This is a genomic window from Peptostreptococcus stomatis DSM 17678, assembly GCF_000147675.1.
Taxonomy (GTDB): Bacteria; Bacillota; Clostridia; order Peptostreptococcales; family Peptostreptococcaceae; genus Peptostreptococcus; species Peptostreptococcus stomatis.
On record NZ_ADGQ01000004.1, the window covers coordinates 1 to 24,192 of the forward strand.

General features: G+C 36.4%; 20 protein-coding genes and 1 other annotated feature. Of the genes, 15 read left to right on the forward strand and 5 right to left on the reverse strand.

Going from position 1 to position 24,192, the window contains the following annotated elements; translation table 11 throughout:
* The 6 genes from HMPREF0634_RS00610 to HMPREF0634_RS00635 form a co-directional block, all read left to right on the forward strand.
* Positions 1-436 (forward strand): cell wall-binding repeat-containing protein (locus tag HMPREF0634_RS00610; RefSeq protein WP_007788056.1); only part of this gene is annotated, 436 nt, incomplete at its 5' end.
* A 344-nt stretch (positions 437-780) separates the two neighbouring features.
* Positions 781-990, forward strand: a binding site (T-box leader).
* A gap of 84 nt (positions 991-1,074) precedes the next feature.
* The gene (gene alaS / locus HMPREF0634_RS00615) at positions 1,075-3,711 is read left to right on the forward strand and encodes an alanine--tRNA ligase (protein WP_007788065.1); all 2,637 of its coding nucleotides are present in this window, start codon (positions 1,075-1,077) and stop codon (positions 3,709-3,711) included.
* Positions 3,712-3,728: 17 nt separating this feature from the next.
* On the forward strand, positions 3,729-3,989 hold the full coding sequence (locus HMPREF0634_RS00620) for an IreB family regulatory phosphoprotein (protein WP_007788103.1): 261 nt from the start codon (positions 3,729-3,731) through the stop codon (positions 3,987-3,989).
* Between the two features lie 7 nt (positions 3,990-3,996).
* Positions 3,997-6,276 carry a hypothetical protein gene (locus HMPREF0634_RS00625; protein WP_007788082.1) on the forward strand — a complete coding sequence of 760 codons (2,280 nt, stop codon included), beginning with the start codon at positions 3,997-3,999 and terminating at the stop codon, positions 6,274-6,276.
* Between the two features lie 17 nt (positions 6,277-6,293).
* The gene (gene ruvX, locus HMPREF0634_RS00630) at positions 6,294-6,710 is read left to right on the forward strand and encodes a Holliday junction resolvase RuvX (RefSeq protein WP_007788048.1); all 417 of its coding nucleotides are present in this window, start codon (positions 6,294-6,296) and stop codon (positions 6,708-6,710) included.
* Between the two features lie 104 nt (positions 6,711-6,814).
* Complete coding sequence (locus HMPREF0634_RS00635) at positions 6,815-7,264, forward strand: Fur family transcriptional regulator (RefSeq protein ID WP_007788073.1); 450 nt, start codon at positions 6,815-6,817, stop codon at positions 7,262-7,264.
* Between the two features lie 97 nt (positions 7,265-7,361).
* On the opposite strand, the gene HMPREF0634_RS00640 is transcribed toward HMPREF0634_RS00635, so the two are convergent.
* On the reverse strand, positions 7,362-8,444 hold the full coding sequence (locus HMPREF0634_RS00640) for a PTS transporter subunit IIC (RefSeq protein ID WP_007788129.1): 1,083 nt from the start codon (positions 8,442-8,444) through the stop codon (positions 7,362-7,364).
* A 301-nt stretch (positions 8,445-8,745) separates the two neighbouring features.
* Here HMPREF0634_RS00640 and HMPREF0634_RS00645 point away from each other — a divergent pair, with 301 nt between their 5' ends.
* The 3 genes from HMPREF0634_RS00645 to HMPREF0634_RS00655 all read left to right on the forward strand — a co-directional run bounded on the left by HMPREF0634_RS00645 (position 8,746) and on the right by HMPREF0634_RS00655 (position 14,081).
* Positions 8,746-10,371, forward strand: coding sequence for a M3 family oligoendopeptidase (locus tag HMPREF0634_RS00645; RefSeq protein ID WP_007788133.1), 1,626 nt, complete (start codon positions 8,746-8,748; stop codon positions 10,369-10,371).
* A 187-nt stretch (positions 10,372-10,558) separates the two neighbouring features.
* On the forward strand, positions 10,559-12,097 hold the full coding sequence (gene rny, locus HMPREF0634_RS00650) for a ribonuclease Y (RefSeq protein ID WP_408634980.1): 1,539 nt from the start codon (positions 10,559-10,561) through the stop codon (positions 12,095-12,097).
* A gap of 193 nt (positions 12,098-12,290) precedes the next feature.
* The gene (locus HMPREF0634_RS00655; protein WP_408634974.1) at positions 12,291-14,081 is read left to right on the forward strand and encodes a UvrD-helicase domain-containing protein; all 1,791 of its coding nucleotides are present in this window, start codon (positions 12,291-12,293) and stop codon (positions 14,079-14,081) included.
* Positions 14,082-14,226: 145 nt separating this feature from the next.
* On the opposite strand, the gene HMPREF0634_RS00660 is transcribed toward HMPREF0634_RS00655, so the two are convergent.
* Positions 14,227-15,039, reverse strand: coding sequence for an undecaprenyl-diphosphate phosphatase (locus tag HMPREF0634_RS00660; RefSeq protein WP_007788052.1), 813 nt, complete (start codon positions 15,037-15,039; stop codon positions 14,227-14,229).
* A gap of 137 nt (positions 15,040-15,176) precedes the next feature.
* The gene (locus tag HMPREF0634_RS00665; RefSeq protein ID WP_007788142.1) at positions 15,177-16,376 is read right to left on the reverse strand and encodes a pyridoxal phosphate-dependent aminotransferase; all 1,200 of its coding nucleotides are present in this window, start codon (positions 16,374-16,376) and stop codon (positions 15,177-15,179) included.
* A gap of 275 nt (positions 16,377-16,651) precedes the next feature.
* Between HMPREF0634_RS00665 and HMPREF0634_RS00670 the strand changes: the two genes are divergently transcribed.
* Both HMPREF0634_RS00670 and HMPREF0634_RS00675 read left to right on the forward strand, forming a co-directional pair.
* Complete coding sequence (locus tag HMPREF0634_RS00670; RefSeq protein WP_007788046.1) at positions 16,652-17,608, forward strand: galactose-1-phosphate uridylyltransferase; 957 nt, start codon at positions 16,652-16,654, stop codon at positions 17,606-17,608.
* 187 nt (positions 17,609-17,795) lie between these two features.
* Positions 17,796-19,697 carry a type I glutamate--ammonia ligase gene (locus HMPREF0634_RS00675; RefSeq protein ID WP_007788163.1) on the forward strand — a complete coding sequence of 634 codons (1,902 nt, stop codon included), beginning with the start codon at positions 17,796-17,798 and terminating at the stop codon, positions 19,695-19,697.
* 161 nt (positions 19,698-19,858) lie between these two features.
* Here the strand turns inward: HMPREF0634_RS00675 and HMPREF0634_RS00680 are convergent, their stop codons facing one another.
* Positions 19,859-20,683, reverse strand: a complete 825-nt coding sequence (locus HMPREF0634_RS00680) for a pyridoxamine kinase (RefSeq protein WP_007788146.1) — start codon at positions 20,681-20,683, stop codon at positions 19,859-19,861.
* Between the two features lie 246 nt (positions 20,684-20,929).
* On the opposite strand from HMPREF0634_RS00680, the gene HMPREF0634_RS00685 reads away from it, so the two are divergent.
* A complete protein-coding gene (locus HMPREF0634_RS00685; RefSeq protein WP_007788120.1) occupies positions 20,930-21,130 on the forward strand; it encodes a cold-shock protein in 201 nt (66 codons plus the stop codon).
* Positions 21,131-21,386: 256 nt separating this feature from the next.
* Positions 21,387-21,839, forward strand: coding sequence for a CBS domain-containing protein (locus HMPREF0634_RS00690; RefSeq protein WP_007788153.1), 453 nt, complete (start codon positions 21,387-21,389; stop codon positions 21,837-21,839).
* Positions 21,840-22,009: 170 nt separating this feature from the next.
* Here the strand turns inward: HMPREF0634_RS00690 and HMPREF0634_RS00695 are convergent, their stop codons facing one another.
* On the reverse strand, positions 22,010-22,474 hold the full coding sequence (locus HMPREF0634_RS00695) for a hypothetical protein (protein WP_007788100.1): 465 nt from the start codon (positions 22,472-22,474) through the stop codon (positions 22,010-22,012).
* A gap of 245 nt (positions 22,475-22,719) precedes the next feature.
* On the opposite strand from HMPREF0634_RS00695, the gene HMPREF0634_RS00700 reads away from it, so the two are divergent.
* Both HMPREF0634_RS00700 and HMPREF0634_RS00705 read left to right on the forward strand, forming a co-directional pair.
* Positions 22,720-23,163: a hypothetical protein gene (locus HMPREF0634_RS00700; RefSeq protein WP_007788110.1), complete on the forward strand. Its 444-nt coding sequence runs from the start codon at positions 22,720-22,722 to the stop codon at positions 23,161-23,163.
* 146 nt (positions 23,164-23,309) lie between these two features.
* Positions 23,310-24,077: a peptidylprolyl isomerase gene (locus tag HMPREF0634_RS00705; protein ID WP_007788138.1), complete on the forward strand. Its 768-nt coding sequence runs from the start codon at positions 23,310-23,312 to the stop codon at positions 24,075-24,077.
* Positions 24,078-24,192: the final 115 nt, after the last annotated feature.

Here is a 24,192-nt window from a genome sequence, read left to right on the forward strand (position 1 = left end):
CTACCCAATCTTACTAGTTAAGAAGAACCTTGTACCAGACCAGGTTGTAAGGGCCATCAAGGACCTAGACATCAAGAAGACTTATATAGCAGGTGGAACTAACACAATATCTAAGTCTACAGAAGCCAAACTTCCAGGCGTTTTAGAAAGAATGGCAGGTAAGGACAGGTATGAAACATCAGTTGCCATAGCCAAGTCTAAGTTTAGGGATAGTAAGGAAGCCTTTATAGCATCAGGTGAAGAATTCGCAGATGCCCTAGTTATTTCACCAGTATCTGGTAAGTACAACAGGCCAACATTACTGGCATCAAGAAACAAGAAAACTAATGCCGTAGTTAAAAAGTATATAGGAGAATCTTACTTGACTAGTATTACAGCTATAGGTGGAGAAAAGTACCTACCAAATAGTATAATGTTAGATTTAGTTGGTAAGTAGAAACTGAACTATAAGAATATAGAATTGAATAGAATCTTTATTAAATTACATTTGTAAAGAATATTAACTAATTTAAAGCAGCGTTAGCTGGTGTATGAGAAATTCCATCAGCTTCGCTGCATTTTTATTTACTTCACGAGTATATTGTGATAAGTGTGATAGAAGTGTTATAGATCATTTAGTAACGAAAAGTTGTGATAATATAGAGGGAATAATAATATCACTTGTTAGATCATAAAATGTAGGAGTCAAAATAAGCAGAAAGTATTGAAAAATTATTTTTTTATTGTAATATATATGTATTAAGTCCAGACAAAAGTTGGTCAGGACTATAAATAAAAGATCTAAATACTGAGATGGGAAGTAGTAGGAGTCCAAGGTCTTATAGAGAGGGGTTGTTGGTGGAAATACCCTGGATACAGGCTGTGAAGCAGTCCCGGAGTATCTCTTTGGAAATAGTAGTACATAGAGACGTGATGCTGCGTTAATGCTAATGAAGATGTCACATTTTGTGATAATCAGGGTGGTACCGCGAATACAAGCTCGCCCCTGTAGTTTATACAGGAGTGGGCTTTTTTTATTGAGAATCATATCCTGTAAAATCAAAATTATTTAAATAATTTATTTGGAGGAAAGTTATGGAAAAGTTGGGATTAAATGAGATTAGAAGTAGATTTACTAAGTTTTTTGAATCAAAGGAACACTATATTGCCAAGTCACATTCTTTGATTCCTAGCAACGACAAGTCTTTGTTGTTGATAAACTCTGGTATGGCACCTTTGAAGAATTATTTTTCTGGTGTTGAGATACCGCCAAAGAACAGGATGTCTACAGTACAGAAGTGTATCAGAACAGGTGATATAGAAAATGTAGGTGTAACAGCTAGGCATGCTACCTTCTTTGAAATGATGGGTAATTTCTCTTTTGGTGATTACTTTAAAAAGGAAGCAATTGCTTGGGCCTGGGAATTTATAACTGTGTGGCTTGAAATACCTGAGGAAAAACTATGGGTAACAGTATATGAAAGCGATGATGAAGCATATAACCTATGGAAGGACATGATAGGTTTCCCTGAGGAAAAGATAGTTAGATTAGGCAAGGATGACAACTTCTGGGAAATAGGTCTAGGGCCATGTGGACCATGTTCAGAAATATATTTTGACAAGGGTGAAAAGTATGGCTGTGGATGTGAAGATTGCAAGCCAGGTTGTGACTGTGACAGGTTCTTAGAATTCTGGAATCTTGTATTTACTCAGTTTGACAGAAAAGAAGATGGATCTTATGGAGAATTAGACCATAAGAATATAGATACAGGTATGGGTCTGGAAAGAATGGCCTGTGTAATGCAAGAGGTAGACACTATTTTTGAAGTAGACACTATAAGGTCAGTATTAAATAGGGTATGCCAGTTGGCCGGCATTACTTATGGACAGGATGCCAAGAAGGACAAGTCTGTAAGGATAATAACTGACCATATCAGGTCTGTGGCCTTTATGGTAGGCGATGGTATATTGCCATCTAATGAAGGCAGGGGCTATGTTCTAAGAAGGCTATTGAGAAGGGCGGCCCGTCATGGTAGGTTACTTGGAATAAAGGACAACTTCCTAAATGAGATAGTAGAGGTTGTATTTGATACTTGTGGCCAAGCCTATCCAGAATTAATAGAAAAGAATGATTACATCAAAAAGGTAATTGGTATAGAAGAAGAAAAGTTTGGAGAAACTCTTGAACAGGGACTAGAAATCTTGAAGTCATATACTGAAGACCTGGTTGCTGGTGGTGGAGACACTATTTCAGGAGAACAGGCCTTCAAGCTATATGATACATTTGGTTTCCCTCTAGACCTGACTATGGAAATACTTGAAGATGAAGGTCTAAAGGTAGATACTGAGGGCTTTGAGAAGGAAATGCAGGCCCAGAAGGACAGGGCTAGGGCAGCCAGGGGTAATACAGAGGGTGATGCTTGGAAGGAAGATCCTCTAACATCACTTGAGGATGCAAGTTCAAGTTTCGATGGTTACCATAACCTAGTTAAGGCTTCAACTATAAAGGCTATGGTTGCTGATAATGCCCTGGTTGATACTCTAGAAGAAGGTCTTGAAGCTGCTATAATCCTGGATGAGACTAGCTTCTATCCAAATGGAGGTGGTCAGGTTGGTGACAAGGGCCAGATACTGAGTGATACAGGTTTATTTGAAGTTGAAGACACAGTAAAGGGTGCCAATGGAAGTATCAAGCATATTGGTAGAATAGTAAGCGGTTCTTTGACTAAGGGAGAAAAGGTAGAGACTAGGGTAGACAAGGCCCTAAGAATGGATGCGGCTAGAAACCATACAGCTACCCACCTACTTCACAAGGCTTTGAAAGAAGTATTAGGAGACCATGTAAACCAGGCTGGTTCCCTGGTTGAGCCATATAGGTTGAGGTTTGACATCACCCACTTTGAAGCCATGACTAAGGAAGAAATCAGTAGGGTTGAAGCTATGGTAAATGAATTTATCTTAGAAGCTCATCCGGTTACTGCTGAGCTTATGAATATAAATGAGGCAAGAGCCATGGGTGCTATGGCCTTATTTGGAGAAAAGTATGGTGAAGAAGTAAGGGTTGTAAAGATGGGAGACTGTTCTGTTGAACTATGTGGTGGTACCCATCTGGACAATACTTCCCAGGTAGGTATGTTCAAGATAGTATCTGAAGGTGGAGTTGCAGCCGGTGTCAGAAGAATAGAAGCCATAACAGGTAGGGCAGTATATCAGTACATGCTTGCAAAAGATTCGCTAATTAACAACATTAGTGATATAATGAAGACAAGGGAAGACAACCTGGTTGTTAGGGCTAATTCATTAGTTGATGAAAATAAGCAGTTAGAAAAAGAAGTACATGATTTAAAATCAAAGATAAGTATGCAAAATGCAGGCAATGCCCTTGATGATAGCCTAGATATCAAGGGGGTTAAGCTTCTAACAGCTAAGTATGAAGATATGGATATAGATACCCTAAGAGAGGTAGCAGATAACCTGAGAGACAAGTTGGGTACAAGTGTTGTAGTCCTAGCAAATATAGCTGGAGACAAGATTAACTTTGTAGCAACAGCTAGTAAGGACGCTATAGACAAGGGTGCCCATGCCGGCAACATAGTTAGGGAAGTTGCTAAAATCGCTGGAGGTAAGGGCGGTGGTAGACCTAACATGGCCCAGGCTGGAGGTAGTGACAAGACTATGGTAGACCAGGCGCTAGCAAGTGCACAGAAGGTGGTTGAGTCACAAATTAAGTAGTAGCAAGGAGGTTACTTATGGAAAAGAATTTAGAATACACAGTGCAGTTTGAAACGGTGAACCAGGATAAGATGAGTGTAGCTCAGACAATAGAGTATGTATATAATGCTTTGATAGAAAAGGGATATAATCCGGTAAACCAGATAATAGGATATATTTTATCAGGAGATTCGAGTTATATTACAAGTTATAAGAATGCTAGAGCAGCAATCAAGAGGTTTGAAAGGGACGAAATCCTGGAAGAAGTGATAACTAAGTATTTGAACATAGAGGAGTAAGGGTTATATGTTTAAAAAGAGTTTAGCCTTTATAGTCTCCCTGGTCTTGGTGTTTGGACTAGTAGGACCTGGTTTTGCAGCAGGGACTAAGTCAGAAGAGTCTGCCCTTGCTACTGAACAAGCGATGACTAAGGGAGAACTTGATTCAAAGGCCGATAACAATACAGCCAAGAACAAGGGTAAGGTGATACTTATCGACTTAAATAGGACAAATTACGATAACTTTAAGAATATAAAGTTTTTGGCAAATAGGTTAGAAAATAGCGGTTATCTTGGTATGATGAATATCAGGGGTGACAAGGGCTATGATGATAGGAGAAACTATGCAAGTATGGGTGCTACTGGAAGGGTTAATATCCTTCCAGAAACACCTGTAGACTTTAGTCAGATAGAAGGAAAGAACCTGTATAAGTATGCAACAGGACATTCTCCCAAGAAGATAAACTTATTGAGTGTTAATAATTTAGACCAGTATAACCAGTCTAATGGTGAGTTCAAGTCCAAGATGGGCTACCTGGGTGATACCCTGTCTTCTAATGGAAAGAAGATAGGAATTCTGGGTAATAGCGATTATTATGACATGGTTACTGGCCAGGAAATCAGAAACAGGGACTTTGCCCTTATGGTTATGGATTCTAGGAGTAGGATAGAAGAAGGAAATGTAGACTTTATAAATAAAAAGGACCAGTCATTTCCGTTTGGCATATCAACGGATTATGATAAGTTGAAGGACGAGACTAAGAAGTACTATGCAAAAACAGACTTCTTGATGGTCAACCTGGGCGATACTTTTAGGTTAGATGAGTACAAGGTAAACCTAAATAGCACGACCTATGCCAGGATGAAGTACAGGGTCTATAATAAGGTGAGTGACTACCTTGAATATGTATTCAAGATGGCAGGTAAGAATGATACCATCTATATACTTGGATCTTTTCCGAGTAAGCTAGACTATGCAAACAACAGACGTTTGGCTCCTCTGGTAAGGTTTGATATGTCAGAATCCGGCAAGGGCTTGTTGTTATCTGCTACAACCAGGAGGGCAGGAGTTTTTGCCAACCTGGACCTGGGTGTAGATATTTTGAACAGGTTTGGCCTAAAGAATAAAGAAATGGTAGGTCGCCAATTGACAAATAAGACTATGGACAATAGGGACGACTATATGACCAAGGAATACAAGAAAATAGTTGCCATATCATCTATAAGGATGACTATCATAAATATATATGTAGCAGTAATTTCTGTTTCCTGGATCTTGGGAGCCCTAGCCCTATGGCAGAGGGACAAGTTACCAAAGAAACACAAGAAGAAGATATTAAACTTCTTAAAAGAAATGGTCAAGTTAGGTCTGATAATGCCACTAGCATTTTTATCAGCACCTATATTGAGGCCAGGTAGTCAGGCTCAGGTTACCCTGTCAATAGTCTTTATGACTGTTTTGCTATATATACTTGGTAGTAGGATATTTAAGAATGATGACTTAAAACAGGTAGGATTTTATTCTATTTTGATGATCCTCCTAATAGTAGTGGATTCTGTAATATCAACACCTTTGATGCAGAGCAATATAATGAGTTATGACCCTATGATAGGGGCAAGGTACTACGGTATAGGAAATGAATATGAGGGTGCTACCATAGGTAGTGCTATCCTGGGCATTGCTATCCTACTAGAATACAAAAAGATACCTAAGCTATGGGTTGCCATCTTCCTTTTCGCAGTTTTGATTACATCAGCATACCCAAGTATGGGTGCCAACGTAGGAGGGGCAATTTCAGAGTCTATAGCCTATATAGCCTTCTTCCTTTTGATATGTGGTGTCAAGATAGACTTCAAAAAGTCAGTTTTAGTTGTAGCTATAACAGCATTGATAGTGGCGGTTTTTGCCACAGCAGACATAATGTTGGGTATGGGATCTCACTTGGGTAATTTTGTTGTCCAGGTGTTTAGAAATGGTCCTATGGAGATTGTAACAGTATTTGCTAGAAAGATAGACATGAATATACAGTTAGCCCAGACAACAGTATGGGTCAACATTCTCCTAGTCGGCCTATTGATACTTGGATTTACAATATTTAGACCTAATAGACACTTCAGCTATATGAAGGAAAGGTATAAGATAGTATATGATGGATACCTGGCTATAATGGTTGGTTGTGTTGTGACCCTACTGGTAAATGATTCTGGTATAATTGCAGCAGCCACAGATTCAATTTATTTATTGATACCTGTAATAATAATTTTGATAAATAAGTTTAATCAAAAAGAAGACAAGTATATAAGTTAGATTAAGTAGGTGTAAATGTGCTAAGTGGAAGAATAATGGGCCTTGATATTGGTGACAATACCATCGGTGTTGCTGTCAGTGACCTAATGGGTATGACAGCCCAGGGGATTACAACAATAAAGAGGTCTAGTAAAAAAAATGATATAGAGGCCTTGAAGAAGATAATTGAAGAAAGGCAGGTAAACCTGATCGTATCAGGTCTACCAAAAAATATGAACGGGACTATAGGTCCCCAGGCAGAAAAGGTTATAAAGTTTTGTGACCTAATCAAGGAGGAACTTGGCATGGAAATCAAGTTCTGGGATGAGAGGCTAACTACTGTATCGGCAGAAAAGATGTTGATAGAGGGTGATGTCCGAAGAAAGAATAGAAAAAAGGTCATAGATAAGCTTGCAGCAGTCCTTATCTTGCAAGGATATCTTGATTCAATATAATTTTCCTAGAAATGTCAATAGAAAATTTTTTTCTATTGACATTTTTTGAGCATTGATATACTATGAATATAAGAAAGTTATCAATTGATAAGGAGGGCTATAATATGGAAAATAACAACACTATGGAATTGTTGAAAGAGAAGTTAAAAGCGACTGGTTTTAAAATCACACCTCAGAGAAGGGCCATAATTGAAGTATTGATAGAAAACGAAAGTTCACATATGAGCAGTGAAGAAATATATGACAAGGTGCGTGTAAATTGCCCAGAGATAGGTCTTGCTACTGTTTATAGAACTATGCAGTTGCTTGACGAAATTAATGGCATTTCTAAGCTAAACCTTGATGATGGCTGTATTAGGTATGAGATTAATGTTGAGGGAGAAGATGTTCACCATCACCACCACCTGATTTGTAGAGATTGTGGAGCCATTATAGAGGTTAAGGAAGACCTATTGGAATCTATTGAATCTACAGTAGAAAATAACTATAATTTCCAGATAAAGGACCACGACCTAAAGTTTTATGGTCTATGCAGTAATTGTAAGGATAAATAGTTATCAATAGAAAGTGATTATAAAAAATTGAATCTTAATGATAAAACCCATGACCTATATATGAATCATGGGTTTTTCTTTTAGAGTTTTTATGAATTTATAGGTCTAACTTGTAGTCTTCATCCTTAATTAGTCCACGCTTTTTCATAATATTTGCCACTATCAGGGATAATACTGCAGGCAAGATAATGTGTAGGAATAGGATTATTATTAGTAGGTGGACCTTATTCATCTGCCCGGACATTGTCTGCCATGTCATCAACTGGCCAACAAGACCAGATGTTCCCATACCTCCACCTGCAGGGTTGTTCTGCATCTTGAATACAAGGGTAGCAAGAGGGCCTAGGATGGCACTTGCTATTATCGGTGGCAACCATATAATAGGTTTTTTCATTATATTAGGTACTTGGAGCATAGATGTACCCAGACCCTGGGCCAACAAGCCATTCCAACCATTTGCCTTGAAGCTGATAACAGCGAAACCTATCATTTGGGCTGAGCAACCTACTGTTGCTGCACCGGCTGCCAGGCCGGATAGGGATAGGATTATTGAAAGGGCAGCTGAACTTATAGGCAGGGTCAATATTATACCCATCAATACTGAAACTGCTATACCCATCAAGAATGGTTGTAGCTCAGTAGATACACGGATAAATTCGCCTAGGTTGGCCATAGCCATAGCCAGGTAAGGTCCTACAAAGTAGGCCACCATACCACCTGTAACTATAGTTACTAAAGGAGTGACAATAATATCTATCTTTGTTTTGCCGGATACCAGGCGACCAATTTCTGCACTGATTACAACAGCTATAAAGGCTCCTAGGGGATCACCTGCCCCTGGCAAGACTAGTTGCATCTTGTCACTTAGTAGGGCTCCACTGGAAAAAGTACCTCCAAAGGCACCCAAGAGACCGGTCACACCTGATGCAAGTATAACTAGTTTAGGAGACTTTAGGGCGTTGGCAACCCCTATACCAATGACTGGACCAGTTAGTGACATGGCTACTATGGCTACTGTAAGTAGGAAAGTAGCTATACCACCTGTAAATATACCACTGATCTGTTTAATTATAAGTCCGATTATAAGTGTAGAAAACAAGCCTAGGGCCATACCATTTAGGCCCTGGATAAGGTACCTGTCAAATAAGCTCCAGGCCATAGAATTTTTGTTTTTCGACATATTAATTTACCTCCACTTAATATGTTTTTTTATAAGTCCATATTTTATATATTGTATTAATATATATATTTGTGTATATACACAAATATATTATATATTGCCTCATCAAAAAAAGCAAGCATCATAATAAATTAGTCAAAGTATCAAACATTAAGCAAGAAGTATGAAGTATCTAGTATGGAAGTATATCCGAATGAGGTCCTTTTATAAATTGGCTGCATTTGATTTTATAGAGGCTTTAATATATAATTTATGGAGTAGATTTTAAGTGAATATGATTAGAAATGAACGGAGTTATAATATGAATTTTAATGATATAAACTATGAGAGAACAGACTATAATAGGGTGAAAGACATATATGAAAAAGCCCTGACTAACATAAGGTCAAGTAAAGACTTTGATGAGGTTAAGTCCACCATAGAATCTCTAAATAAGACCAGGGTCCACCTTCAAACTATGAAGGAAGTGGCATCTATAAAGTACTCTATAAATACCAAGGATGACTATTTTGTTGGTGAAAATGAATACTGGGATGAGTATGGTCCCCTTTATCAGGACCTGGATTATGAGCTTTATCAAACTCTTTTAAGTATAGGTTTTAAAGACCAGATAATAGAAGAGTATGGCAGGCAATTCTATAGCCTGATGGAGTGCCAGGTTAAGAGTTTTTCTAGGGATATAATAGGACTTTTACAGGAGGAAAATAGGCTTATGTCAGATTATACAGGCCTACTGGCTTCTGCAAAAATAGATTTTGCTGGAAGGGTATGCAACTTATCTGATATGAACTTCTATATGGAGTCCCTGGATGATAGGGTTAGGGAAGAGGCCATAAGGGCCCATACTGGTTTTTTTGAAGAAAATGAAGATAGGTTTGACCAGCTATTTGATAGCCTAGTTAATATAAGGCACCAGATGGCCCTTAAAATGGGTTACAAATCCTTTATTGATTTAGGATACTATAGGATGCAGAGAACCGACTACAATAGGGATATGGTGGCTAATTTAAGGGAAAATGTATTGGCTAAATATAGTAAAAAGGTCCATGCCTTATATGAGGCCCAGGCCCAGAGAATTGGCAGGGACAAGATAGACTATTTTTGTGAGAGGATTGAATTCTTGGATGGGAATGCAGAGCCAAAGGGTGATAGCAAGGAAATATTTGAGGCTGGGAGAGCCATGTATTCAAGTCTATCGAAGGAGACACAAGAATTTTTTGATTTTCTTTTTTCCAAGGGACTTTTTGATGTTGAGGCTAGGGAAAATAAGGCAATGGGTGGTTACTGTACGGTTTTACCAGAATACAAAATGCCCTTTATATTTGCCAATTTCAATGGGACAGTGGATGATATAGATGTCCTAACACACGAGGCTGGTCATGCCTTCCAGATGTATATGTCCAGACATATTGACATGCCAGAGTTGATTTTTCCAACCCTGGATTCATGTGAGATACATTCAATGAGTATGGAATTTTTTACATATCCATGGATGGACCTATTCTTTGGTCAAGATGTAGAAAAATATAAGACCTACCATTATGGTTCTGCAATTAAATTTCTTCCATATGGCTGTTTGGTTGATCATTTCCAACATGAGATTTATGAGAATCCAGATATGAGTCCTGACCAGAGAAAGGCTACCTGGTTAAGGTTAGAAAATAAGTATTTACCCTATAGGGATTATGGAGATTTAGATATTTTAAATAGGGGTGGCTACTGGTTTAGGCAGGGACATATATACAAGGATCCTTTTTATTATATAGATTATGTTTTGGCCCAAATTTGTGCCTTGAATTTTTATGAAAAAATGCAAGATGATTATGATATGGCCTGGAATGACTACTTAAAAATATGTAGGTTAGGAGGCCGATATTCATTTTTTGATTTGGTTAAAATTGCAAATTTACCTAATCCTTTTAATTAAAATAGGTAAAATAGGCAAATGATGTTTGACTTGACACAAAATTAAAAAGATTATAAAATAGAGTGTGGGAGTATGTGCCTACAAAAATTTATGATTTGAAAGCTATAATTTTTGTTGATATGCGAATAAACGAATATTGAATGAAAATGAAATTTGAAAACAGAATAAGACAAAGGAGGTGGACGCAATTAATCCTTATATAATAATAACTGCTGTAGTGGCAGTATTACTAGGGCTATTAATTGGTTATGTTATCAGAAAAAACATCTCTGAAGCCAAGATAGGACAGGCAGAAAATTTGGCCAAGGAAATCCTTGAAAAGGCAAACAGAGACTCTGAAACAGTGAAGAAAGAAAAACTTCTAGAGGCTAAAGAAGAGATTCATAGATTACGTACTGAAGGCGAAAAAGAAAACAAGGAAAGAAGAAATGAAGTACAGAAATATGAAAAGAGAGTTTTACAGAAAGAGGAAACTCTTGACAGGAAGATTCAGTCTTTAGAGCAGAAGGAAGCAAACCTACAGAAGAAAAATGAAGCGGTTGCTAAGAAAGAAAGTGAAGTAGAGGAAATAAAAGTCCAGCAACAGCAGAAATTGGAAAGTATATCAGGTTTTACAACTGAAGAAGCCAAAGAAATAATACTTTCTAATGCTGAGAGAGATGTTAGAAGAGAAATGTCTCTAATGATCAAGGAAAAGGAAGCCCAGGCCAAGGAAGAAGCTGAAAAGAAGGCTAGGGAAATCATTGGCTATGCTATCCAGAAGTGTTCTGCTGACCATGTTGCTGAAACTACCGTATCAGTAGTTAACCTACCTAATGATGAAATGAAGGGTAGGATAATCGGTAGAGAAGGTAGAAATATCAGGGCTTTGGAAACATTGACCGGTATAGACTTGATAATAGACGATACTCCAGAAGCAGTAATCTTATCAGGATTTGATCCAATCAGGAGAGAGGTTGCAAGAATCGCTCTTGAAAATCTGATAAGTGATGGTAGAATACATCCAGCCAGAATCGAAGAGATGGTGGAAAAGGCTAAGAAAGAGGTTCAGAATATCGTCAAAGAAGCTGGTGAACAGGCTATGTTTGACACTGGTGTACACGGACTTCATCCAGAGTTGGTCAAGCTATTAGGTAGACTTAGGTACAGGACTAGTTATGGTCAGAATGTATTAAAGCATTCCATAGAAGTATCTATACTAGCTGGTATAATGGCAGAGGAAATAGGTGCAGACGTTAAATTAGCCAAGAGGGCAGGTTTAGTGCATGACATCGGTAAGGCTGTTGACCACGAAATCGAAGGTACACACATAGAAATAGGTATGGACTTATTGAAGAAGTACAAGGAATCTAAGGACGTAATACATGCAATGAGTACCCACCATGGTGACTATGAGCCACAGACAGTAGAGGCTGTTTTGGTTACAGCTGCAGATGCTGTTTCTGCTGCTAGGCCAGGTGCTAGGAGAGAGACTCTTGAAGCTTATATCAAGAGACTTGAAAAACTTGAAGAAATAACTAATTCATATGAGGGTGTAGAAAAGTCATTTGCTATCCAAGCAGGTAGAGAAGTCAGGATAATGGTTAAGCCAGAATATGTAAATGATGAAGAAATGCACTTATTGGCTAGAGATATGACTAAGAGGATCGAAGAAGAACTTGAATATCCAGGTCAGATCAAGGTGAGTATAATCAGGGAGACTAGGGCTACTGATTATGCTAAATAAGCAATTTTTGATTAAAATGAGCTAACCTCTATGGGAAGCCTCAAGTAAGGGGGTAGATATTTATTTAGATAAAATGAATATCTACCCCCTTTTTGTTTTTATAAGGATTTTAGAGAAGTCCTTTTTAGTTTATAATGGGAAAATTTTATGGTATAATAGGTGTAAATATATTTGTTTTAATGTTAAATAGGAGGTGTTGGTTTTGAAAAATTTTACAAATATAGTTTCAAATCTTGACGCTCTAAAACTTAAGAAAGTTGAAGAATTTATATATAAAAATGTAGGTGAAGAAGTATTTATCTTACCAAAGGTTGTGCCTTTCAAGGGAATAAATACTGATATGCTATATATAAAGGATAACAAACTCTTGTTTATAAAGTTTATGGATACAACGGAAGAACTATTTTCCTTCCTAGATGAAGAAATCTTGGAGATAATGAGGGAAGAGTTTGAGCTTATGAAGGAAAATATGGATAGGTATTTCCCTGATATTTCTTATAACTATGTTTTTATCATGCCGTATATAGACTATATAGAAGATACATATGGTATGGATGACTTCATAAGCGAAAATATTATATGTGGTTCTAAGGTAAAGGAATTAATAAACGAAGACAATATAGATTTTGATTCATATTTCAAGGAAGCAAATGATGAAATTGCTATGTCTATTTACCTATTTAGGGTTTGTACAGAGTATTTTACCTTGACAAGAGACATAAACACAAATAAGAAACTAAAAAAGATAAGTTTCCATGATAAAAACCTTGACTACAAGTTCGTCCTGATGGATGATGACCAAATTCTCAATATAGCCTCCGTAAATTATGGTAACCATGCTATAGTAGGTGGGTCAGGGACCGGTAAGAGTGCTATTATGCTGGGTAGGGTAATAAAATTATCCAAGATCTATCCCCACCACAATTTCTTAATCTTGACCTTTACCAAGCAACAGGCCAACAAGTATCTAGAGCTCTTGGATATACTAAAGGTAGATACCAACAATATAATGGTTTATACCTTTAGCTCCTTTATATTCAAGGTGGCCAAGATAAACAAACTCGTTATAGACTATAACCTGGTAAAAACCAACTATGATAAGGCCTTTGCCAATATAATGAAGCAGGTGGATAATTCTGTAAAGAACAAGAAGATGTTCAAGGGCATCTTTATTGATGAAGCAGAAAATATGAATGAGGATGACATAAACCTTATCTACCAGTTCCTATATACGAGTAAGAGGGTCTTTAACGTCAATGTATGCAAGGCATATAATATAAATAATAGCCTTAATATATATAAGTGTAAGATAAAGGAAAATATAGAGTATGAGGATGAACTATACCTGGAAAAGAACTATAGGCAGTCCCAAGAGGTAGTTGACTTTATAAACAGTTTTTGTGACAGGTCAAATGACTATATAAGGTCTCTAAGGGATAATATTCCAACTACTATATTTATGAAGACCAAGTCTATCTACAAGAGTGGTATGAATGTGAATATAGTCAAGGTAGATGACCTGGATGATCAGATACATTCTGTGATATGGGAGATACAGCACCTGATAAATGATTGTGGATTTAAGCCGGAGGACATAGCAGTTGTATATCCATTTAATAAGAAGAAGCTTAAGAATGGGAAGATGATATACTTCCAGTATATGTTGAGAAAGTCTTTAGAAGATGCTGATATACCTTATATGTATGCGGATGATACAGTTACCAACCTTACACCAAAGACGGGGGTAACAATATCAAACATATATTCAATCAAGTCCCTGTCATACAAGGCCATAATAATATGTGAGTTGGAGATGCTTTACAACCACAAGGTAAGTGCTGAGGACCAGGACTACCAGATAAATGACTTTGTAGGGGATTTAAATAAGGTATACACGGCCATGACAAGGGTAGAGGACTACCTATCGATTATAGCATCCTATGATAAGGACTCTAGTGATATATTTAAATTATTGATAGACTAGGGAAGTGCTGGTTGATAGTTATAAGATGCTCGCCTGGGAGGGAAACCCAGCCAAAAACCTAAAAACAAGTGTATAAATAAGCAAAAATAAACCAGTCTTTCAATATCCCATAAAAGGTATTGGAGACTGGTTTTATATTACTATACTATCCTGCGATTGCAAAGTATATGAATACTATTATACCAAGAACGATTCTATAGGCACCAAAGGCCTTGAAATCGTGCTTTTTGATGTAGGATATGAAGAACTTTATAACTATAACCGATACTATAAAGGCAACAAGTGATCCAACAAACATTATAAACCATTCAAATCCTGTAAAAGCAAAGCCCGCCTTTAGAAGTTTCAATAGACTGGCACCCAACATGGTAGGTATGGCAAGGAAGAAGGAAAATTCTGCTGCTATAAACCTAGAAGTACCTAATAGGGTAGCACCTATAATTGTAGATCCTGACCTTGATGTACCTGGTACCAGGGCAAGACACTGGAAAAGGCCTATTAATAGGGCAGTCTTATAGGATACTTGGCTAAACTTAGTAATACTCGGTTTTCTATGCCTATTTTCAATCCATATCATAATGATACCATATATGATAAGGGCACCTGCCACTACAGAAGGTCTAAAAAAGATCCTGTCTATCTGGTCTTCGAAAAGGACACCTATTATGCCCGATGGTAGGACAGCAATCAGTACTTTTATCCAAAGGTTCCAAGTCGCCTTCTTAGCTTTTGGGCTTTTTCTACTTGAAAAAGGATTTAGTTTATTAAAATACAGTATTAATACTGCCAATATAGATCCAAACTGTATGACTACTAAAAAAGTATCTATAAATTTTTTTGAGCCTACCAGGTGTAAAAACTGGTCGACTAAAATCATATGTCCCGTGCTACTGACTGGTAACCATTCTGTTATACCTTGTACAATACCAAGGAAAATCGCCTTAAAAATTTCTAACAAAAATATGTCCTCCTTTTATGAAATCTACTAATAATAGTATCACAAGAAATCTTATAAATCAATTATTTTATATATAAAGGGTAATTAAAAAGTCCCCCAGAATAAAGTGACTGGGGGACACATTTCTCTAATGTGATTTATTTGTGGCCAGCAGCCTTGTAAGCTTCTAGACCATACTTCATACATTCAGCAGCAGCCTTTAGGTCATCTGCATTTAGAATATAGGCAAGTCTAACTTCATCTCTTCCTAGGCCAGGAGTAGCGTAGAAGTTTTCAGCTGGTGTAGCCATAGTAGTTGCACCATTGTGGCTGAATTCATTTAGCATGAAGATTACGAAGTCTTCTGCATTTTCTACTGGAAGCTTAACCTGCATGTAAAAGGCACCTGTTGGCTTTTCACATACAACACCAGGGATTTCCATGATTGCATCATATAGGACATCTCTTCTGTGGCAGTATTCCTTGTTAACTTCTTCAAGATAAGACTTTGGAGTCTTGTATAGCTCTGCTGAACCAACCATTTCTAGTGTAGGCACGCATAGTCTTCCCTGACAAAGCTTTAGGACCTGAGCTATGAAATCTTTGTTCTTACAAGCTAGAGAACCGATTCTAGCACCACAAGCTGAGTATCTCTTAGATACAGAATCTACTATTATTACCCTATCCTGAACATTTTCTAGGTTACCAAAGCTAGTATATTTCAATCCATCGTATACAAATTCTCTATATACTTCGTCAGAAATTATCCATAGGTCTTTTTCTATAGCAATTTCTGCCAACATCTTCATTTCTTCAAGAGTATAGATAGCACCAGTAGGGTTGCCAGGGTTTGAAAGTAGGATAGCCCTAGTCTTTTCATCAACTCTAGCAAGTATTTCTTCCTTTGCTGGTAGGTGGAAACCATTTTCAGCCAATGTGGTGATTGGGTTTATTTCAACATCTACACAAGTTGCAAATCCATTGTAGTTAGTATAAAAAGGCTCTGGTACAAGTATATTTTCACCAGGGTTACATAGTGTCATCATTGCAAATAAAAGTGCTTCAGAACCACCGTTTGTAATTAGAAGCTCTTCATGATTGAATTCCATGTCATAAGACTTGTAGTATTTGATCATTGCATCTAATAGGTCATCAGAACCAACTGAATCAGCATAAGCAAGTACATCTTCATCAAACTCTCTTATAGCCTTCATAAAGCCTTCCGGAGTCTTAATGTCTGGCTGACCTATATTTAGGTGGTAAACCTTAATTCCTTTTTTCTTTGCTGCAGTAGCATATGGAACAAGCTTTCTCACTGGTGAAGCCTGCATTGAACCAACTCTTTTTGAGTATCTCATAATTTTCCTCCTCTATATTTAAAAGTTAATAACGTTTTCTGACGTAACATTAATATAACATAAAACTAGATAAAAATAAACAATTATTGTATATATTTATAATTTAACAAAGCAAGAGGACTTGTAAAGGGGTTTTTGCTAATTATTATTCTAGTAAAAGTATTAAAAACCATAATTTATTGATTTTCTTTTATAAGAGATGGGTTTTTATTAAAGGCAAAATGGTATATAATATAGCTAACAGATTATTGTGAATACTAGTATGAGGTGAAATTATGAAAGAAATGAGAAGGGACCAGATAACTGGTGATTTGATTATATACTCAAGTTATAGGAATAAAAGGCCACATGATACACTTAAGACTAATAAGAATAAACCTAGTGAAGGGCCGAAATACAGTGAAACCTGTCCATTTTGTAGGGGGAATGAACATTTAAATGATATGCCAACCTATCTTATAGAAGGGGACGGTCAATGGATAGCTAAGTCCGTAAAAAATAAGTTTCCTATAGTTGATATGGAGACCGACCATATATTTGGAGAACACGAAGTGGTGGTTGAGACACATAGACATGAGGGGAACTACTATAATATGTCTATTGATGAATTTAAGAATGTTTTTGGTATCTTTATAAACAGGTACAAGGAATTGTCAGCCAGGCCTGGTATTGAATACGTGAATATATTCAAAAATCACTTGAGGGATGCCGGAGCTTCACTTATGCACCCCCATTCGCAAATAGTATCCTTCAACCTTTTACCAGCCGAGATAGTAAAGGAGATAAAAATAGCAAAATCACATATGGACCACCACGATACTAACCTATATGACTACATAATAGAGAGTGAAATTGACCACCAAAAAAGGGTGGTGTATAGTGGAAATAAGTTCCTGGTTTTCATACCTCATGCTACAAGATACAATGGTGAAATCAGGATTATCTGCAAGGAAGACAAGAAGATTGACCAATGGGGGACAGATGAAATAGATGAAATTTCTTATATATATAAAAAGCTCTTTGAAAAATGGGAAGATTATAATATGGGAGAGATAGCCTTTAATGTTTTAATACATACCTACCCTTTAAGTGGGGACTATGATGACCTCTTTAGGACCCACTTCCATATAATACCAAGAAAATTCAATTTTGGAGGCTTTGAACTGTCTACTGACCTCTTTGTATGTGGAACAGATCCAGAAGACCTAGCTGAATTTTTGAGGTTTGAATAAGCTTAATTGAGGGGTTTTAAATCTAAGAGATTATAGAGATGGTTTAGGTTGATGATAAGAATAGTTTTTAATATAATTTAGAAGTTCTACTTGAAATTATTTAAAAGTTGATATATAATTAAAAAAACAAAAAGCGAATATTAAATCTAAAAAATAGAAAAATAATTCATGTATTTTAGGAGGACATATGTCAAGTTTATTATATTACATAAAAAAAGAAGACCACTCAGGTGAAAGACTAAGAAAGATACTTGAGGAGAATAGGTATATAAGGTTTGTATCACTTATGGGTGTTGACCTAGGAGGTAATGCCACAGATGAAAAGATACCGGTAAGATTGGTTTTAGAAGATGTAGAGGACTTTTTAAATTCATCTATACAGACTGATGGATCTTCGGTTGAACTTTATAACATTGCTACCCTAAATAATGCAAAGGTGGACTTAAAGGCTGATCTTGATGCAGTATGGTTTGTTGATTATAACCATGACTTCATCGATGAAGAGACAGGTTGCCCTGTTGGAACTTTGAAAATACCTGCCTTTTTAATACATGACAACAAGAAGGTCTGCTCAAGAGGGACACTGGAAAGAGCAGAAAAGTACTTCAAAAATAGTATAACTGATATAATTAGAAATAACCCTGAAATACTAGAAAATACGAACGTTAATAATCCGGATGATATAGAAAGTATCGAACTTACAGCAGCTACAGAATTAGAATTCTGGGTAAATACACCAGAAGACAAGGCTGACCTAGAAAAGTTGTTTGTATCACAGAGCTTGAAAGAACAGTACTGGAAGAGGACACATGGAGTAATTAGGACATGTCTAGAAAAGTGCCTTATAGCTCTAGAAAACTATGGTTTAGAACCAGAAATGGCCCACAAGGAGGTTGGTGGTATCCACAGCTCAATCAATATAAAGGGGTCAACAAACCATGCCATGGAACAGCTTGAGATTTCCTGGAAGTTTAACAAGCCACTTCAGGCAGCAGATAATGAATTATTGGTAAGAGAAATAGTATATGATGTATTTGAATCTCATGGTCTAGAGGTTAGTTTTAAGGCCAAGCCAATCCATGGTGTAGCAGGTAGTGGTGCCCATGCCCATGTAAGTGTTGCGGCCAAGTTAAAAAATGGCGGATTTATAAACCTATTTGCACCTAAAGACCTAAAAAATGACTACCTTAGTCCAATAGGATATGCATCCCTAATGGGTATGATGAAGAACTATGAAGTATTGGCTCCAATAGTAACTAATACTAATGATGGTTTTAATAGGCTGGTTCCAGGTTTCGAAGCACCAGTATGTGTGGTTACATCTTTGGGTCATACATATGAGACTCCATCTAGAAACAGGTCTGTCCTAGTAGGTCTTATAAGGGATATAGAAAAGCCAAAATCATTGAGGTTTGAATTGAGGTCTCCTAATCCATTGTCTAACAAGTACCTAGTAATAGCTGGTTGCTACCAGACTATGTTGGACGGTATAAAATCAATAGCCGAACTTAAAAAGTTTGATACAAAAGAATTAGAAGCTGAACTATCTAAGTCTCCAAGTGATAAGGGCTTCTACCTTGAAGAGGGAAGGGCCTATAGGGATGAGAACAATGTATTTAACTACTATACACTGGAAGAAAGGAATGCTAGGTTTGGCCAGCCACCTGAAACTGTTTATGAGGCTATGTTGGCTTTTGAAACTCACCCAGACAAGTTGAAGTCTCTAACACAGGGGGCAGTCTTCACTGACGCAATCATTGATTCCTTCAAGGTTGGTTCACTAGACAAGTGGAAGAAGAAGTTATCATCTAGAATTATAGACAGGAATATAAGACTTTTAACTTCATTTGTTAAGTTACATTCAAATGACAATATGGATGCCATAGATGAAGTAATGTGGGATGCTATAGAGCAGATTAAGTACGACTTGATGAAAAATACCCTAAAGGGACCTTCAATCTATGGTATGATAAAGAGTGCAATAGATGTTGGTAACTACAAGGAAGCTTCTGACCTTCAGATAGAGGCTAAGAAGAAGATGGAGGAAATCCAGCAGTTGTATGTTAACTATAGGAAGAATATTTTTTAGATTTAAGTATAAATAGTAAAACTCAATAGTACATAAAATGAAAATGGAGGTTACCAATTCTCACCCACCTACTGACCTTGAAACTTTAGTATAAAACTATAAGTTTCAGGTAAGCTGGAATGTGAGTAGGGTCCTCCATTATTTTTATTAAAAGCATTATCTTATAGTTGACATAGCTTGCCAAGAAATTCCTCAAACATTATGCCATCATTTCTTTCTATACCATCCAGACTTGAGGTATATTTAACTGCATCAAATATAAAGTCAGTAGCAATCTGACAAGTGTCCCCTATGTCAAAATCTCTAGTAATAAGGGCGGCGACAATAGAAGTAAATATATCTCCGGTACCACTAAAGCTCATCTTGTTATATGGCTTGCCAAATTTGACCATAGTATCAGTATGGGCATCATATGATATATTGTATATATATCCATCTATAAGGAAGCCGGTTATAATGACTAAACCAGGTCCAAGTTTGGATAGGTCTCTACAGATATTTTTAAGGTCACTATCATTGTAGCCAAATTGATTAGGATTAAGACCTAATAGTAGGTTGGCTTCCGTGATATTTGGTGTGATTAGGTCAGCCATTGATACCAATTTTTTCATTTCCATAACATAGCTATCATCAAAGATAGGGAATAGAGAACCATGGTCACCAAGAACAGGGTCTACAACTACCAAGGCTTGTGTGTTGGTCTTGATTAGGTTTTCTACTAGATTGATCTGCTCGATTGATCCTAGGAATCCACTATAAATAGTATCGAATTTTTGACCAAGTTCCCGCCAAGTATCAATATAGTCTTGGATAGATGATGTCAGGTCTACAAATGTGTATTTGGGATAACCAGTCTGGCTGGATAGGACAGATGTAGGTAGGGGACAGCACTGGCATTTAAGGGCAGAAATCAGGGGCAGGGCCACTGTAAGTGAGCACTTACCTATACCAGAAATATCGTTTATACAAGCAATTTTCTTTTGCATAAGAATTCTCCGTTCTAAATATATTTTCAAGGAATATTATACCATCTCTTCAAGATTATGTCTAAAAATACAAAAATTCGTACTAAATGTAGATAAAAAACTGTGATTTGTATAAAAATTTTTAAAATTGCAAAAAAATATTCAATATTTCTAACATTTTCGTTGACTTAGGCTAATATATATGTTATGGTTAATAGGTAGTGGATCACAAAAAATTAAGCGATTCATATTTTTAGGAGGAAGTTAATGAAAATCGGAACAGTAAAATGGTTTAACAATGAAAAAGGATTTGGATTTATTTCAGTAGAAGGAGAAAATGACATGTTTGTACATTTCTCTGCAATCCAGGGAGATGGCTACAAGTCTCTAGAAGAAGGTCAGAAGGTTGAATTTGAAGTCGTAGATGGAGAAAAGGGACCTCAGGCTGCAAATGTAACAAGAATATAATTTGAGATTTAAGATATAAGACATATATTAAGTAAAGAATTTTTTCAAGATTACATTGATGGACCAACAAAAGTTGGTCCATTTTTTGCATAAATTTTCAAATGAGTAGATATAGTCTTTTAAAAATGTTATACTTAGGAGTAGGGATAATTTCAATAAAACTATTAGCTGGACAATAGGTTTATAGGATGCTAATTATCTTTATTTAAAATATATGTGATTTGATTGAAAGTATAGATATACAGGAGGTTTGGTTATGAATATAATGTTTTTCATTACACCAAAAAAAGATGTAATAAGCGTGAGTGACAAGGATAATTTAAAGACTGTTTTGAAAACTCTAAATGAGCATAAGTTTTCATCAGTGCCTATAGTAAATGCTGAAGGCAATTACTTGGGAACAGTCAAGGAAGGGGATATCTTGTGGTACCTTTACCAGCAGTCTTCGTTTGATGAGAGATTGATGGAAACAACAAATATTATGGACGTACCTAGGAGGACTACTAACATTACTGCCAAAGTTGATGCAAATGTGGAGGACCTCTTACATCTATTGATTAGTCAAAACTTTGTGCCAGCGATAGATGACTCTAATATATTTATAGGTATAATCAAGAGAAGGGATGTAATATCCTATGCCTATGACAAGATTAAAAGTGATGAGAGTTATATGGAAGACTTCTTCCATGCGAAAAAGTTATCTAGATAAGAGATCTGGATATTTGATAGGAGAATGTCTTTAAGTTAATATAATAGATAGGTTATAGATTTGACTTAATTTTATATGAATAAAACAGGGTCACCAACTGAGTTGGTGGCCCTATTTTTCTACAAGAAAGGAAGGTTTACACAAAATGTTAACCTCCCTGTTTTTAGCTATTATTTAAAATTGTTTCTTGTAACAACAACACCAATCTTACCGACAGGATTATAAGTAATCTGTACTAGTGTGTTTTTCTTTAACTTCTCTAGGTCTTCACCACCATATTTTAGGTCAAGCTTGATTGGTTTCTTACCCTGCTTGATTAGGACAGTGTGACCATCCTTACCCTTTTTTTCTACACTTATAAGATTACCAACATATGGTGTAAATTCCTGGTATTTCTTACCTTCGTTCTTTAAGTAGAAGTAGCCACCTACTGCAGCTAGAATTTCTAGACCCAAAAGTGCCCACCAAGGTATCTTTGCAACGATTCCTATAGCTACCAGCACTACCATTGCTGCTATTGGTACAATAGCCTTTCTCATCATTAATTTTCCGATTATGTCATTTGCCTTTTTTTCAGGACCAGTCATAGTCTTTTGTCTTGCATACTGGTCAGCAAATCTATCTCTTATGCCCATAATTAGCCTCCACTTCCTATAATTTCTTAAAATACTATACAAAAATACTATATTATTTTAACATAGTTTGTTGAAAAATAAAAGCTATTATGTAAAGATTATCTAATTTAAAGGCCTCATAATTGTTTTCTAAGAAAGAAGAATTACACTGATTGAAACTTGACTATAGAGGGCCTATTTTGTTACTATGATGGTGTGAGTGAATTATAGAAAAAAGTTAACATAAATGTTGGGATGTGGTATAAATGTCTAGACAAAGTCTAAAAAGAAAAAAACAAAAAATAGGTTTTATAGAAATGTATTTTAGGTTTGTAAGCCTCTTGTTCTGGCCTATTTACTGGTACAAGTGGACTGTTATAACAGTAGAAAATTTAAACAATATTCTCTTTAAGATTTATGGGGTCATAGACCTAGTCTTTATATTTCTTTTGGTTCTTTTCTTCACCATTAAGAGGAGGGAGACCTTGTGGTATTTTCTTTTCTCCCTATCAATGGCAACCTGCTATTTAGTTTCTCTTTATAGCTTTATAATGGTGCCAGTCGATATAAATTGGCTTTATATCAAGATAGGGACCATAATTGTAACTATGATAATTTCGTGGAATTTATTGAAACGAGATGGTAATGACATAGGTGTAGTAGGCCTTTTAAGTGGGGTCCTGCTCTTGATTATGACATATTTCTACTAAAAGACTTATCGAACCATCCTATTTTAAATAAGATTACTTGTATTTTTAAACGACATATCCTATTACTAGATATATATGGACATAAGGACTAAAAAATGCTATGATACTAGATGTAGTACAATAATAGAAATTATTAGGAGGACGAAATGGAAGAATTAAATTTTTTAGCTAAAGTTGGCGACAAAGTTATAACTCAGGAAGATCTTGAAGCTGCAGTTGCAAGCTTGGATGGATACCAGAGACAGCAGTTCGACAATGAAGAAGGAAGAAAGAGAATCTTGGCTGACATGATAAACCAGGAGTTATTCTATCTTGATGCCATTGAAAACAAGATGGACCAGGATGAAATATTTGTAAATGAAATGGAGCTAGTAAAGGCTAATATGTTAAAGCAGTATGCTATTAACGCTTGTCTAGCTGCAGTTGAAATAACTGATGATGAAAAGCTAGCCTACTATGAAGAACACAAGGATGAGTTCAAGGAAGACGAGTCAGCCAGTGCTAAGCACATACTAGTTGACAATGAAGAACTAGCCCTTGAAATAGAAAAGAAGATAAACAAGAAGGAAGTATCTTTTGAAGATGCAGCAGTAGAATATTCTTCATGCCCATCTAAGTCTAATGGAGGTTCTCTAGGCACTTTTGGTAGGGGACAGATGGTTCCAGAATTTGAAGAAGCTGTATTTACATTGCCTGTAGGTAAGGTATCTTCACCAGTTAAAACTCAGTTCGGTTACCACCTAATCTTGGTTGATGACCGTAAGGAAGCTAGACAGCTAGAGTATGAAGATTGCAAGAAGGATGTAGAACAGTCACTTGCTTTTAAAAAGCAGAACGAAGCCTTCCTGGCTAAGTTGACTGACCTAACTGAAAAGTATAAGGACATCTTGACTATAAAGGGTGTAGAAAAATAATATTAAATTTAAGATTTTTAAAAGCAAAATAGGGGGGATTTATCCCTCTTATTTTGCTTTTATTAAGTTTTTGTAAATTTTTAAGCCAGGTATATCAAGTATTTAATTTGTGATA